Source organism: Oscillibacter sp. 1-3 (genome assembly GCF_000403435.2).
GTDB lineage: Bacteria > Bacillota > Clostridia > Oscillospirales > Oscillospiraceae > Oscillibacter.
Genome location: NZ_KE159710.1, coordinates 217271 through 231080 on the forward strand (window position 1 = coordinate 217271; position 13810 = coordinate 231080).

16 protein-coding genes are annotated in these 13810 nt (G+C 62.2%); 9 read left to right on the plus strand and 7 right to left on the minus strand.

Annotated features, from left to right (window positions below; genetic code table 11):
* The first annotated feature begins 1 nt into the window (after position 1).
* A complete protein-coding gene (locus C816_RS16915) occupies positions 2-739 on the plus strand; it encodes a tRNA threonylcarbamoyladenosine dehydratase (protein ID WP_016323629.1) in 738 nt (245 codons plus the stop codon).
* A complete protein-coding gene (locus C816_RS16920; RefSeq protein ID WP_040656087.1) occupies positions 736-1467 on the plus strand; it encodes a DUF554 domain-containing protein in 732 nt (243 codons plus the stop codon). The genes C816_RS16915 and C816_RS16920 overlap by 4 nt, the downstream gene beginning before the upstream one ends.
* Positions 1468-1757: 290 nt before the next feature.
* Here the strand turns inward: C816_RS16920 and C816_RS16925 are convergent, their stop codons facing one another.
* Positions 1758-1949, minus strand: coding sequence for a DUF951 domain-containing protein (locus C816_RS16925; protein ID WP_016323632.1), 192 nt, complete (start codon positions 1947-1949; stop codon positions 1758-1760).
* Between the two features lie 81 nt (positions 1950-2030).
* Between C816_RS16925 and C816_RS16930 the strand changes: the two genes are divergently transcribed.
* Positions 2031-2966 carry a S1 RNA-binding domain-containing protein gene (locus tag C816_RS16930; RefSeq protein ID WP_016323633.1) on the plus strand — a complete coding sequence of 312 codons (936 nt, stop codon included), beginning with the start codon at positions 2031-2033 and terminating at the stop codon, positions 2964-2966.
* Here C816_RS16930 and C816_RS16935 read toward each other — a convergent pair.
* The gene (locus C816_RS16935) at positions 2947-4215 is read right to left on the minus strand and encodes a replication-associated recombination protein A (protein ID WP_016323634.1); all 1269 of its coding nucleotides are present in this window, start codon (positions 4213-4215) and stop codon (positions 2947-2949) included. The genes C816_RS16930 and C816_RS16935 overlap by 20 nt on opposite strands.
* Before the next feature lie 20 nt (positions 4216-4235).
* Positions 4236-4460: a hypothetical protein gene (locus C816_RS16940; protein ID WP_242832237.1), complete on the minus strand. Its 225-nt coding sequence runs from the start codon at positions 4458-4460 to the stop codon at positions 4236-4238.
* 168 nt (positions 4461-4628) lie between these two features.
* On the opposite strand from C816_RS16940, the gene nth reads away from it, so the two are divergent.
* The 4 genes from nth (at position 4629) to C816_RS16960 (ending at position 6563) form a co-directional block, all read left to right on the plus strand.
* Positions 4629-5267, plus strand: a complete 639-nt coding sequence (gene nth, locus C816_RS16945) for an endonuclease III domain-containing protein (RefSeq protein WP_016323636.1) — start codon at positions 4629-4631, stop codon at positions 5265-5267.
* 249 nt (positions 5268-5516) lie between these two features.
* Positions 5517-5774: a hypothetical protein gene (locus tag C816_RS16950; RefSeq protein ID WP_016323638.1), complete on the plus strand. Its 258-nt coding sequence runs from the start codon at positions 5517-5519 to the stop codon at positions 5772-5774.
* Positions 5775-5795: 21 nt separating this feature from the next.
* Positions 5796-6203 carry a hypothetical protein gene (locus C816_RS16955; protein ID WP_016323639.1) on the plus strand — a complete coding sequence of 136 codons (408 nt, stop codon included), beginning with the start codon at positions 5796-5798 and terminating at the stop codon, positions 6201-6203.
* Positions 6204-6206: 3 nt separating this feature from the next.
* Entirely contained in the window at positions 6207-6563 is a 357-nt protein-coding gene (locus tag C816_RS16960) for a hypothetical protein (protein ID WP_016323640.1), read from the plus strand.
* Between the two features lie 112 nt (positions 6564-6675).
* Here the strand turns inward: C816_RS16960 and C816_RS16965 are convergent, their stop codons facing one another.
* The 4 genes from C816_RS16965 to trpS are packed head-to-tail and all read right to left on the minus strand — an operon-like array spanning position 6676 to position 10734.
* Positions 6676-7416, minus strand: coding sequence for a hypothetical protein (locus C816_RS16965; RefSeq protein ID WP_016323641.1), 741 nt, complete (start codon positions 7414-7416; stop codon positions 6676-6678).
* 25 nt (positions 7417-7441) lie between these two features.
* Positions 7442-8590 carry a non-hydrolyzing UDP-N-acetylglucosamine 2-epimerase gene (wecB, locus tag C816_RS16970; RefSeq protein WP_016323642.1) on the minus strand — a complete coding sequence of 383 codons (1149 nt, stop codon included), beginning with the start codon at positions 8588-8590 and terminating at the stop codon, positions 7442-7444.
* Between the two features lie 2 nt (positions 8591-8592).
* Positions 8593-9714: an MraY family glycosyltransferase gene (locus C816_RS16975; RefSeq protein ID WP_016323643.1), complete on the minus strand. Its 1122-nt coding sequence runs from the start codon at positions 9712-9714 to the stop codon at positions 8593-8595.
* Between the two features lie 12 nt (positions 9715-9726).
* Positions 9727-10734: a tryptophan--tRNA ligase gene (gene trpS / locus C816_RS16980; RefSeq protein WP_016323644.1), complete on the minus strand. Its 1008-nt coding sequence runs from the start codon at positions 10732-10734 to the stop codon at positions 9727-9729.
* 939 nt (positions 10735-11673) lie between these two features.
* Here trpS and gltX point away from each other — a divergent pair.
* Complete coding sequence (gltX, locus tag C816_RS16985; RefSeq protein ID WP_016323646.1) at positions 11674-13164, plus strand: glutamate--tRNA ligase; 1491 nt, start codon at positions 11674-11676, stop codon at positions 13162-13164.
* Entirely contained in the window at positions 13161-13784 is a 624-nt protein-coding gene (locus C816_RS16990) for a stage II sporulation protein M (RefSeq protein WP_016323647.1), read from the plus strand. The genes gltX and C816_RS16990 overlap by 4 nt, the downstream gene beginning before the upstream one ends.
* Positions 13785-13810: the final 26 nt, after the last annotated feature.

The following is a 13810-nucleotide window of genomic DNA, read 5'->3' on the forward strand; positions in this document are numbered from 1 at the left end:
TATGAACGAGCAATTCCTGCGCAATGAGATGCTGTGGGGCCGGGAGGGCCAGCAGCGGCTCACCGCCGCCCACGTCATCGTCTTCGGCCTGGGCGGCGTGGGCAGTTACGCCGCTGAGTGTCTGGCCCGCTCCGGCGTCGGGGAGCTGACGCTGGTGGACAGCGACACCATCTCTGTCACCAACCTGAACCGGCAGCTGGAGGCGCTGTGGTCCACTGTGGGCCAACCCAAAGCGGCGGCCGCAGCCGCCCGCATCCGGGACATCCATCCGGAGGCCGTCCTCCACCCCATCCACGCTGTCTATGACGCCGCCCACCGGGAGGATTTCTTCCCCGCCGGATGCCGTTACGACTACATCGTGGACGCCATTGACCTTGTGAGCTGCAAGCTGGACCTGGCGGAAACCGCCCGGCGGCTGGACATCCCCCTCATCATGGCCCTGGGCACCGGCAATAAGCTGGACCCCACACTTTTGCGGGCGGCGGACATCTCCGAAACCTACGGCTGTCCCCTGGCCCGGGTCATGCGGAAGGAGCTGCGAAACCGGGGCATTCTCCACCAAAGGGTGGTATTCAGCCCAGAGCAGGCCGCCCCATCCCGCCAGCTGGAGGCTCCGCCGCCGGGGCGGCGCAGCGTCCCCGCCAGCAATCCCTGGCTACCCGCCGCGGCGGGACTGCTGCTGGGCAGCGTAGTGGTACGGGACATTCTGAATCAGAAAGAGAGAGAATCCATATGCTGACAGGTACCATCATCAACGCCCTGGCGGTCTTGGCCGGCTCCATGGCGGGACTGCTGCTGAAATGGCTGGCGGCCCATTTCTCCTCCCGCCTCCCCGCCGGGAGCGCCGCCCTTGGGCAGCGGCTCCAGAGCATCATCATGAACGGTGTGGCCCTGTGTGTCCTTTACATCGGCGTCAGCGGCTCTCTGAAAGGCAGCAATACCCTGACCGCCATCCTCTCCATGGTGGCGGGGGCCATTACTGGCGAGCTGCTGGACCTGGACCGGCGAATGAGCGCGTTGGGCGACTGGGTGCAGAGAAAAACGGCCCGTCTGACACGGGGCGAAGGCGGCGCCTCCGTGTCGGAGGGCTTTGTCACCGCCAGTCTCCTCTTCTGCGTGGGAGCCATGTCCATTGTGGGAGCGCTGGAAAACGGCCTTACGGGGAACTACGAAACCCTCCAGGCCAAATCCCTGCTGGACGGCATCAGCTCTATTGTCTTCGCCTCCTCCTTAGGTGTCGGCGTGGCCTTCTCCGCTGCGGCGCTGCTTTTGTACCAGGGGAGCATCTCCCTGCTGGCCTCCGTCCTCTCCCCCTTTTTGGGGGACGCTGTCATTGCCGAGATGACCTGCGTGGGATCGCTGCTCATTGTGGCCCTGTCCTTAAATATGCTTGGTCTGACGAAGATCAAGGTAATGAATCTGGTGCCCGCCATTTTCTTCCCCATCCTGCTCTGTACATTTATGTAGAGGCTTTGAAAATCGGCGGAAAGACGGACTGGCGCAGATTTTTGCGCTGAACAGGGCGTTTTGGCGCAGGAATTCTGACGGATTGCGCGCGGTCCTCAGCGGAAAAAATGCGCCAAAGACGGCGTCTTGCCATCTTTCAAACAATGCCCAGACCAAAGACAAAAAGAGCCGCGAAAGCGGCTCTTTTTTCGATGTACCTCAGCGCACAAACGGCATCAGCGCCGAGGCCACCAGGGCCAGCAGCAACACCGCCACCAGCACAAGCGCCATCACGCGCTTCATCTTTCCTCTCATAGCCTCTCCCCCTCCATCAGGATTTTTCGGATGCTCTTCTCCGCCTTGGACCGGGGCACCATCAGCTCATGGCCGCAGCCCAGGCATTTCAGCTTGATGTCCATCCCCACCCGCAGGATCTCCCACTGGGTGCTCCCGCAAGGATGGGGCTTTTTCAACTCCACTTTGTCGTGCAGACGCAAGTCCATACGGTTCCTCCTGTCATCACTTTCGCATATACTGTCTCATATAAAAACGCCGCGCCTGGCGGCAGATAGGATGCGATCAATATGCCGGAAAACAAGCTGTTTCTCCCGGAGGGCCTTCGCCCTCCTATCCGCCTCACCCTCGACCGCCTGCGGGAGGCCCTGGAAAGCGGCGCTGTGTTGGAGGCCCCCGTCCAGCGGTGCGACACCAGCCATACCCTACATATCGACCTGAGCGGCATCCCGGGCCGGATCTTCCGGCCGGAGGCCATCGCCCCCTGGATCAACGGGGCCGGCAGGGACATCGCTGTCCTGTCCCGGGTTGGAAAGCCGGCCTGCTTCAAGGTCGAAAGTCTCCAGGCCGACGAAAAGGGCGCACCGGAGGCCCTTCTCAGCCGCAGGGCCGCCCAGGAGACCGCCATGGACTGGTTTCTTGAAAATCTGGAGCCGGGAATGGTACTCACCTGCCGGGTGACCCGGCTGGAACCCTATGGGGCATTTTTGGACATTGGCTGCGGCATCATCGCCATTTTGCCCATTGAGCTGATCTCCGTCTCCCGCATCAGCCACCCCGGCGTCCGCCTGCGGGAAGGGCAGAAGATTCTGGCGGCGGTGCGGTCCTTTGACCGGGAGAACCGCCGGATCACCATGACCATGCGGGAGCTGCTGGGCACCTGGATGGAGAACGCCAGCCGCTTTGCCCCGGGGGAGACCGTGCGGGGCATCATCCGCAGCGTCAAGGAGTACGGCAGCTTCATTGAACTGGCCCCCAACCTCTCCGGTCTGGCGGACAGCCGGGAGGACCTGTCTCCCGGAGACGGGGTGTCGGTCTTTATCAAGAGCATCCGTGCAGAGCGGATGAAGATCAAGCTCCAGGTGATCGAGAAGCTGCCTCCGCTGGATACGCCGGAGCCCCTGCGCTATCAGATCACCGACGGGCGGCTGGAACGCTGGACCTACTCTCCGCCGGGATATGAGAAGGAACCGGTGGAGACGGTGTTCACAGCTCCTTCCCCTTGAGCTTCTCCCAATAGGCCTTTGCCGCCTGCTCCGTCTTATTGTCCCCGAACTCGTAGTATTTCACGCCCTTTAAGGCGTCGGGCAAGTACTGCTGGTCCACCCAATGGCCGGTGAAATTGTGGGGATACAGGTAGTGCTGCCGGTTGTCAAAACCGGTGGTGTCGGCGTGGACATTCTGAAGCTGCCGGGGCACGTCTCCGGTGCGGCCCGCCTTCACGTCCGCCCGGGCCCTGCCGATGCCCTCGATCACGCTGTTGGACTTGGGGGCCGTGGCCAGCAGCACCGCCGCCTGGGCCAGGGGCAGCTGGGCCTCCGGGAGCCCAAGCTGCATGGCGGTATCCACGCAGGCCTTCACAATCGCCACGGCCTGGGGATACGCCATGCCCACATCCTCGCTGGCGGAGCAGAGGAGGCGGCGGCAGGGCGTCACCAGGTCCCCGGCCTCCAGAAAGCGGGCCAGGTAGTGGAGGGCCGCGTCGGGATCGCTGCCCCGAAGGGATTTCATCAGGGCGGAGGCGATGTCGTACATGGCATCGCCTCCCTTGTCATAGCGCATGGCGCTGCGCTGGGAGACCTGAGCAGCGTCCTCCAGCGTCAGACGGAGCTTCCCCTTCTCCGGCACCGCCGCCTGACAGAGGAGCTCCACGGCGTTGATGGCCTTGCGCACATCGCCGCCGCAGGCGGTGGCGATATGGAGGGGCACCCCCTCCTCCCAGGCAAGGGGCAGAGGACTGCGCTCCTTCTCAATCTCCAGGGCCCGCGCCACGGCGGGCTCCGCCTCCGCCGGGGAGACGGATTTGAACTCAAACACCGTACTGCGGCTGAGGAGGGCACTGTAGACATAAAAATAGGGGTTCTCTGTGGTGGAGGCGATCAGGGTCAGCTTGCCGTTTTCCATAAACTCCAGCAGGCTCTGCTGCTGCTTTTTGTTGAAGTACTGGATCTCGTCCAGGTACAGCAGCACGCCGCCGGGGGCCAGCAGGGTTCCCACGTCGCCGATGATGTCCTTGATGTCCTGGAGGGACGCCGTGGTGGCGTTGAGGCGGTACAGTGTCTTCTGCGTCCGCTCCGCGATAATATTGGCGATGGTGGTCTTTCCGGTTCCGGAGGGGCCGTAAAAGACCATATTGGCATCGGTGCCGCTCTCGATCAGGCGGCGGAGCACCGCGCCGGGGGCCAGGATATGGCGCTGTCCCACCACCTGGTCCAGTGTCTGGGGGCGGATCTCATCCGCCAGGGGGCGCTGCATAGGGAGACCTCCCTCCTGTTTTAGTCTTTCCGGTATGCCTCCACAAAACAAAGCAAGAGGCCGATACACATCACAACAGTCGAAACAATAAATGGGACCAGGGTATCCGCTCCCAGGAAGGAACCCATTAAGCCGCCAATCCCATTGTAAATGCAGGGATTCATAATCGTGTAAATGAAGCAGAATGCAGAAAACACAAATTCCGCAACTGTGACCAGAATCCCGAAAACCATTTTTTTGTTCACCCAAATCCCCTCCAAAATGGCTGTCATAAGGCTACCAGTGGATTATACCACAATTTACCGGGAGATTCCACTCTTTTTCACAGGGAGCTTTGCCCAATTAAAAAAATTCAATATTTCTCTCGCCAAGGGTCGAATTTTATGGTATCCTGTCATCGTGAGGTGACGAATATGAAATCCAAGGCCGCTGTCAAGCGCATCATTGAGACCCTAAAGGGCATCTACCCCGACGCCCTGTGCTCCCTGCAATACGAGAAGGACTACGAGCTGCTCTTCGCCGTGCGGCTCTCCGCCCAGTGCACCGATGCCCGGGTAAATCAAGTGACACCGGCTCTGTACGCCCGCTTCCCCACTCTGGAGAGCTTCGCGGAGGCCGACCCGGCGGAGGTAGGGGAATACATCCGCTCCTGCGGGTTCTTCAACGGCAAGGCCCGGGACATCGTGGGCTGCGCCCGGCGGCTGATCGACGATTTCGGCGGCAGGGTCCCCGGCACCATGGAGGAGCTGACCAGCCTCCCCGGCGTGGGCCGTAAGACCGCCAACCTGATTCTGGGGGACATCTTCGGTCAGGAGGGCTACGTCTGCGACACCCACTGCATCCGCATCACCGGGCGGCTGGGGATCACCGACGGCTCCAAGGACCCCCTCCAGGTGGAAAAACAGCTGCGGCTGGCCATTCCGCCGGTGGAGTCCAACAACTTCTGCCACAGGATGGTGCTCTTCGGCCGCGATACCTGCACCGCCCGGTCTCCCAAATGCCAGGGCTGTCCCCTGGCCGGGGACTGCGACACGGCAAAGGCGCAAAAATAAGAAGCTGTATTCATAGGCGGGGAATGTCGCATGGACGAGGGGGTGCAGTCCGGTAAGGCAAAGAATCGCAGGAATACTTGGTGTAATTCAAGATTTTTAACGCGGCAGGGCGGCAAAAGACCCGGCCAGCCGGCGTTCAACGCCTGCGAATACAGGTTCTAAGAGGAATGTGCCTGCGGAGATCCGCAGGCACATTTTCGCGCCCTCCCTCATATACTGGATAAAAACCACCGTTTGGAGGATGTTCTTATGGATGACAAGACCAGCCGGCTGGTAAACCAGCTGAAAGGCAACCCCGCCATGCTGCGGGCACTGATGCAGTCCCAGGACGGGCAGGCCCTGATGCAGATGCTGACCCAGGGCGACCAGGGCGCCGCTCTGCAGCGGGCGGTACAGTCCGCCGCCAAGGGGCGGCCCGAGGAGATGGTAAAGATGGTAAACCAGGTAATGCAGAGCCCCGAAGGGGCCGACCTGGTGGAACGGATCAACAAGGCGGTCCAGAAATAATCCGGCAAAGGGGTGGAGGATATGGCGGAATTTGACGATAAGCTGAACAGTATCCTGTCCAATCCGGACGCCATGTCCCAGATCATGCAGCTGGCCCAGTCCCTCTCCGGGCCCGGGCCGGGACAGGAGGCGCCGTCCGCTTCCCCGCCGCCTCCGCCCCAGCAGGCCGCCGCACCGCCGCCTATGGGGGGCGGAGACCTGTTCTCCTCCCTCTCCTCCCTGGCCGGGGGAATGGACCCCAAGCTGCTCACCCGGCTTCTGCCTCTGGTCCAGGAGCTGGGCGGCCAGCGGGACAGCAACGCCCGAGCGCTGCTCTACGCCCTGCGGCCCTATCTGAAGGAGGAGAAGCAGAACAAGGTGGAACGGGCCCTCCAGCTGGCCCGGCTGTTCCACCTGGGAAAGAAGTTTCTGTCCGGATGGGAGGGGTGAGGAATGTATAACCGCTATATCCGCAACGATAACGGCACCTACACCCGGATGCCGGAGGAGGAGCCCCATGCTCCCCCTCCGCCCCAGCCGGAACCACCGCCGCCTCCGCCGTCCGGCGGTTCCCCTCCTCCGCCACCGCCTCCGCCGCCAAAGCAGGAGCGGCCGGCGGGGCCGGGCAGGCCGCCACCAGGGCAGGCCGCCGACGGGCTGACCGGCTTTCTCCGGCACATTCTGGACCAGCTGCATCTGAACAATGTGGACACCGGCGACCTGCTGCTGCTGGGCCTCCTGTTCTTCCTCTCCAGGGAGGAGGCGGATGAGGAGCTGCTGGTGGCCCTGGGACTGCTTCTCATCTTATAACCGGCAGACCTGATTAACACGCGGCGGCAGAATTTCCTAAAGCCGCTGAAAGCGGCCGTTTTTCGATTTCACCGACTATAAAGCCAGCCGGAGCCTGCGGCTCCGGCTGGCTTTATTCCGCTTCCAAAAGCATCGTGCCGTCCGGCAGGGTGAAGTCCTCCGCGGTGGGGAGGTCCTGGTCCAGCGACAAAGCCGCCATGCGGTAGACCGGCTCTCCGTTCAGCATCCGTTCCGAAACTGTCAGCAGCCCCGTGTCCACGCTGACCCAGTACCGTAGAACATACCCGTCCGGGTCCTCCGCCGTCTCCACGTAGATACAGTTGACGCCGGAGATGGTCCGGTAATCCGCCGCGGCGATGGACTCCAACCGCAGGTCCAGGATCTCCTCATAGGTGGGGATGGTCTGCTCGTTGTCGGCGGAGATCCCCCCCGCCGCTACGGTGCAGACCTCCGTCTCACTGTCATACCAAATATAGGTGGTCTCCCCGTCGGTGATGGTGTGGCGAACCCGGCCCCCGGCCAGTGTCCTGTCTGTCCGGGTCCAGCCGCCGCTGACCGCCGCCGACGTCTCGTATGTGCCGCTGCCGCCCGTCCAGAGCTGCTCCACCGTCACCGTGCGGCGGTACTCCTGGGGCCGGGAGAGTGTGGCGACGGCTGTCTGGACCGTCTCCGGCGTCACCTCCACCACCGTCAGCGCGTCTCTGGTCACGGCGGCCTGACCCGGCGTCTGCTCACTGGAGGGCAGGGTGATATGGGAGGTGCGGTGCAGCGTGCCGCTGAGCATCACCGCGATCACAAGCACGGTAACCGCCAGAAAGGCCGCCGTAATTTGGCTCCGCCACCGCTTATCCATCTCTTCCCTCCTCTTGTTCGTGCGCTTAGGCCCTGTAGTCCTCCGGCCGCTCCTTCCGCAGGCCGTACCGCCACTCGATGGCGTCGGCAATGCGGCGGCAGGCCTGGCCGTCGCCGTAGGGGTTGACGGCGTGGGCCATCCGGTCATAGGCGGCTTTGTCACAGATCAGCCGCTCCGCCATGGTGACAATGTCGTCCTGTACCACCCCGGCCAGCTTTACGGTCCCGGCGGCCACAGCCTCGGGCCGCTCCGTCTCCCGGCGCATCACCAAGACGGGCTTTCCCAGGGCGGGCGCCTCCTCCTGCAGGCCGCCGGAGTCCGTCAGCACCAGATAACACCGGGCCATCAGGTTGTGCATCTCATCGGCGGGCAGGGGATCGATCAGGTGGACTCGGGGCGCGCCCCGGAGGTACTTGTCCACCGCCTCCCGAACCACCGGGCTCAGGTGGACGGGATACACCAGCTCCACGTCCGGGCGCTGCTCCGCGATCTGCCGCAGGGCCAGCATGATATTTTTCATGGGTTCACCGTAGTTCTCCCGCCGGTGGCAGGTTACCAGGATGACCTTCTTCTCTCCGTAGGGCAGCCGGTTCAGCTCCTCCGTTGAAAAGCGGTAATCCTCCCGCACGGTGGTCCGCAGGGCGTCGATCACTGTGTTGCCGGTGATGAAGAGATTTTCCCTGTGCCCCTCCCGCATCAGGTTCTCCCGGTTTCCTTCGGTGGGGCAAAAATACAGCTCCGCAATGCCGGAGACCAGCAGGCGGTTCATCTCCTCCGGAAAGGGAGAGTACTTGTCATACGTCCGCAAGCCCGCCTCCACGTGACCCACAGGAATCTGGTGGTAAAAGGCGGACAGGGCTCCGGCAAAGGTGGTGGAGGTATCCCCATGGACCAGCACCATGTCCGGCTTCAACGCCTCCAGCGCCTCGTCCATGCCGGTGAGGCACTTGCTGGTGATGGTGGACAGCGTCTGCCGCGGGGTCATGATGTCCAGATCCCAGTCCGGCTTCACGTCAAAGACATCCAGCACGCTGTCCAGCATCTGCCGGTGCTGGGCGGTGACACAGCAGAGGCTCTCGACCCCCGGACGGGATGCCAGCTCCTTTACCAGCGGACACATCTTTATGGCCTCCGGCCGGGTGCCGAAGACACTCAAAATACGCAGCTTGTCCATTTTTAAGAATCCTCGTCTTTCTTCTCTTCCTCGCGATGCCCATGGTCTTTCAGCTCCTCCAGCTCTTCCTGGAGCTCCTCCCGGAGCTCCTTGGGAAACACCACCCGGGCGGCCACCGCTCCCACAATGCACAGCGCGGCAAACAGCAGCATGGCCTTCTGCTCCCCGCCGGTGGTCAGCACCACGGCGGAGAGACCCAGAATGGCGGAGATGACGTACAACGTGGCCACCGCCTGCTTCTGGCTCAGTCCCATGTCGATGAGCCGGTGGTGGATGTGGCCCCGGTCGGCGTGCATGGGGCTTTGACCGTGGGCAATGCGGCGGATAAAGGCAAAGGCGGTGTCAAAAATAGGCAGGCCCAGAATCAGGAAGGGCACCGCGAAGGAAATCACCGCGTAAAACTTGAAAAGGCCCTGGATGGACATGGTGGCCAGAATATACCCCAGGAAGGTGGCCCCGGTGTCCCCCATAAACATTTTGGCCGGATTCAGATTGTAGGGCATAAAGCCCACACAGGCCCCCACCAGGGCCGCCATAACGATGGCCACCTGAATCTCCGATGCCATCAAGGCGATGACCAGCACCGTGGTGGCGGAGATGGCGGACACGCCGTCCGCCAGTCCGTCCAGGCCGTCAATGAGGTTCACAGCGTTGGTGATGGCCACGATCCACAGCACCGTGAAGGGCACGGACAGCCAGCCCAGGACCCAGTAGAGATTATCCGAGAAGATATTGGGATTGGAGAAGGCCTGGATTACCACGCCGTTCAGGGTGGGGATCAGGGCGGCCACGATCTGGATCACAAATTTCAGCATGGCGGGCAGGGCCATAATGTCGTCCACCACTCCCAGCACCACGATGATGGCCCCGCCCAGAAGGATGCTGCGCATCTCCGGCGTAATCTCCACAAAGAGCAGAATGCTGACCATAAAGCCAAAGAAGATGGCCAGTCCTCCCAGGCGGGGAATGGGCTCCTTATGCATCCGGCGGTCGTCCTTCGGCACGTCGATGGCCCCCACCTTGTAGGCAAAGGATTTCACCACCGGGGTCATCAGAAAGCTGACCACCAGAGCCGCCAGCAGGGCCAGCACCACATAGGCCACCGACTGTGTTTGAAAAGCCATGGCGCGCCCCTCTCAGCGGGCAATGAAGCCGACCTTGCGGTGGACCTTGTCCAGCGTCCGCTGAGCCACGCGGCCGGCCCGCTGGGCCCCCTCCCGGTAGACGCTCTCCAGATGGGCCTTATCCTTCATCAGGCGGGCCGCCTCCTCCCGGATGGGGCGCAGCAGCTCGATCACCGCATCACCCACGGCGGGCTTGAACACGCCGTAGCCCTGACCGGCAAAGGCCGCCTCGGCCTCCTCCAGACTTTTGCCCGTGGCGGCGCAGTAAATCGTCAGCAGGTTGGACACGCCCGGCTTGTTCTCCTTGTCGTAGCGGACGCTGGTCTCGCTGTCGGTGACGGCCCGCTTGAACTTCCGCTGGATCACCTCCGGCGGGTCCATCAGATTGACGCAGCCCTCGGGATCGGATTTACTCATCTTGTTCAGCGGATTCCCCAGGCTCATGACCCGGGCCCCCTGGTCCACTCGGGGGATAAACGCCTCCGGCAGAACGAAGGTGTCGCTGTACACGCCGTTGAACCGCTGGGCGATGTCCCGGCACAGCTCCACATGCTGGCGCTGGTCCTCTCCCACCGGCACAAAGTCCGCCTGATAGAGCAGGATGTCCGCCGCCATCAGCACCGGATACGTGAAAAGACCTGCGGTGATGTTGTCGGCGTGCTGCTGGGACTTCTGCTTGAACTGGGTCATGCGGCTCAGCTCGCCGAACTGGGTATAGCAGCCCAGAATCCAGCCCAGCTCCGCGTGCTGGGGCACATGGCTCTGGACAAACAGGATGCTCTTCTCCGGGTCCAGGCCGCAGGCCAGATACTGGGCCAGCTGCTCCAGCGCCCGGCGGCGCAGGTCCGCGGGGTTCTGGCGCACGGTGATGGCGTGCATATCCACGATGCAGTACACGCAGTCGTACTCGTCCTGCATGGCCACCCAGTTCTTGATCGCGCCCATATAGGAGCCCAGGGTCAGATCACCGCTGGGCTGGATGCCGCTGAACACTCTCTTTTTCCGCTCTTGATTTTCCATAATTAGACACCTCGTATCTGCGATTTGACGCCGCCCGTCCGGCGGCGGAGTGAACGTTTTGGGGTTTATCGGAGCTTATTCGGTAGATATTGTACCACGTTCTTCTCGTTTAGGCAACGAAAAGGCTCGGAATGAACGCCCGATTTGCCGGGAAATTTTAAGAACCTGCATTCACAGCCGCCGAACTCTGTTTTGGCGGTCTTTTTCCCGTCATACTGCGTCGATTTTCCCTGTCTGCCGGAAAATCCTTGACAATCCCGCATTCCCCGGCTATACATGCAGGTCCTGAGTCTGTTCACAGTATATGCGCCCTCTTTGGGACACGGCAAACAAAAAGCGCCCCTGTCCCCCGCATTTTGCGCTGGGACAGAAGCGGTTCCTCACTTCTGCGGTGCCACCCGGCTTGGCGTGACTTCCACGCCCGCTTAAGGCGTACAGACATACGCCGGATTTGATAACGGAGTCCCCTCCGGCTCGCCTACTTGACATCCGTTCGGTCCGCCCTCAAAAGCCCATTCCCGCCGACCGTCCCCGCTCCGCTTCCACCATCCGGAGCTCTCTGAAGAGTACCTGCCAGCGTTACTTACACTTTCTCAAAGGTTTTATTGGCGTATTGTACCACTTCATCAGAGGAATGTCAAGTTGTATTTCGCCGTGGCAGTATCCAATCTTGCATTATCATCCGCGATTTTGGCTTTGCGGCCGCGGCTTTGTAGGGGCGGGGCTCTGTCCCTGCATAAAATCCGCGAAGAAGCACGCCCTTTCGCTGGAGAGATTCACGGAGCAAAGCCTGTCCTCAGAAGCGCCCCCCTCCCCGGCGGTGATGAAAAATCGGCAAAAACACCTATCTCCAGGGCGATCCCAGCCTTGACAATCCACGCCGAAACCGCCATAATGTCAAATGTATGTCGAGACGAATTTCCAACAGGAGGTATTTTTATGGTCCTTGACCACGCTTTTTTTGAGGAGATGGAGAAGCGGATTCCCAGGGGGAAAGTCCGCACCCGCTTCGCCCCCTCCCCCACCGGCTATATGCACGTGGGCAACCTGCGCACTGCGCTGTACACCTGGCTCATTGCCCGCCACAGCCGCGGCACCTTCATCCTCCGCATTGAGGACACGGACCAGGGCCGTCTGGTGGAGGGCGCCACCGACGTCATCTACCGCACCATGCGTGAGTGCGGCCTGACCCACGACGAGGGCCCCGACGTAGGCGGCCCCGTAGGCCCCTATATCCAGTCGGAGCGGCGGGATCTCTACGGCAAATACGCCCACCTGCTGGTGGAGAAGGGCGCGGCCTACTACTGCTTCTGCGAGAAAACCGAGTCCGAGGAGGATTCCGGCAGCTTTGACCGGGCCGCAGACCCCTGCCGGGATCTTTCCCCGGAGGAGGTCAAGGCCAACCTGGACGCCGGCAGACCCTATGTCATCCGCCAGCGCATCCCGCAGGAGGGAACCACCACCTTTCACGACGTCAGCTTCGGAGACATCACCGTGGAGAACAAAACCCTGGACGACCAGGTCCTCTTAAAACGGGACGGCCTGCCCACCTACAACTTCGCCAACGTGGTGGACGATCATCTGATGGGCATCACCCACGTGGTGCGGGGCAGCGAATATTTGAGCTCCGCGCCCAAATATAATCTGCTGTACGAGGCCTTCGGCTGGGACATTCCCACCTATGTCCACTGCTCCCCCGTCATGCGGGACCAGCACAACAAGATGTCCAAGCGCCACGGGGACCCCTCCTACGAGGACCTGATCGCCGGAGGGTACCTGACCCCCGCCGTGCTGAACTACGTGGCCCTGCTGGGCTGGGCCCCCAAGGGCGAGCGCAGCGAACAGGAGATCTTCTCCCTTTCAGAGCTGGTGGAAGCCTTTGACATCGCCGGCATCTCCAAATCCCCCGCCATTTTCGACATGGCCAAGCTGGACTACTTCAACGCCACCTACCTCCGCGCCCTGCCCCCGGCGGCATTTGCCGCGGCTGCGGAGCCCTATATCCGTCAGACGGTAAAAAATCCCGCCATTGACATCTCCGCCGTGGCCGCCCTGCTTCAGGCCCGGTGCGAGAAGCTGACGGACATCCCCGAAAAGGTGGACTTCTTTGACGCGGCGCCGGACTACGGCGTGGAATTCTTCACCAACAAGAAGTCCAAGACCAACCCGGAGGTCTGTCAGGCGATGCTGGAGGCAGCCATCCCCGCCCTGGAGGCCCTGCCGGACTGGACGCAGACGTCGGTCCACGACTGCCTCATTGCCCTGGCGGAGTCCCTGGGCGTGAAGAACGCCACGCTGATGTGGCCCGTCCGCATCGCCGCCGCCGGCAAGCTGGTGACCCCCGGCGGGGCGGTGGAGATCTGCCACATTCTAGGCCAGGAGGAGGCCCTGCGCCGCCTGCGGGCGGGGCTTGAGAAGCTGCGGGCATGAACCTCTCTCCTTCCCCGCTGCGCGACCTCCGGGAGGCCTGGACCGACGGTCTCAAGGAGGAGGTCAAGCGCTCCGCCATCGCCTTTCTCACCATCTGGGCGCTGTTTTTCGCTGTCTGCGCCATCTTCCCGGACCTGCGGGCCAAATTGGTGCAGATGATGTTTTCCACTCTGAGCAGTAAGAATCTCTCCAACGAGAGCGGAAAGATCTCCGTTCTGGCGCTGTTTCTCAACAACGTGCAGGCCACCGCCTTCATCATGCTCTACGGCCTGCTCCCCTTCATCCAGCTGCCTGCTCTGGCCCTGGGCGTCAACGCCATGATGCTGGGGGTGATGGCTTCGTGGTATGCCGCGGAGGGGATCTCTCCTCTAGCCTATCTGGCCGCCCTGCTCCCCCACGGGGTCCTGGAGCTGCCGGCGCTGTTTCTGGCCTTCGGCACGGGGCTGTACATCTGCGGACAGCTGACCCGCCGCTGCCGGAAGGATCAGAGCGCCCGCTCCCTGTGGGCGTGCATGACGCTGGCCTCCCAGACGCTGCTGTCGGTTCTGGTGCCCCTTCTGCTGATCGCCTCCTTTGTGGAGGCCTACGTCACCCCGGCAGTGGCCGCCCTCTTCCTCTGATTCCCCAAATTCATATAAAGGACTGG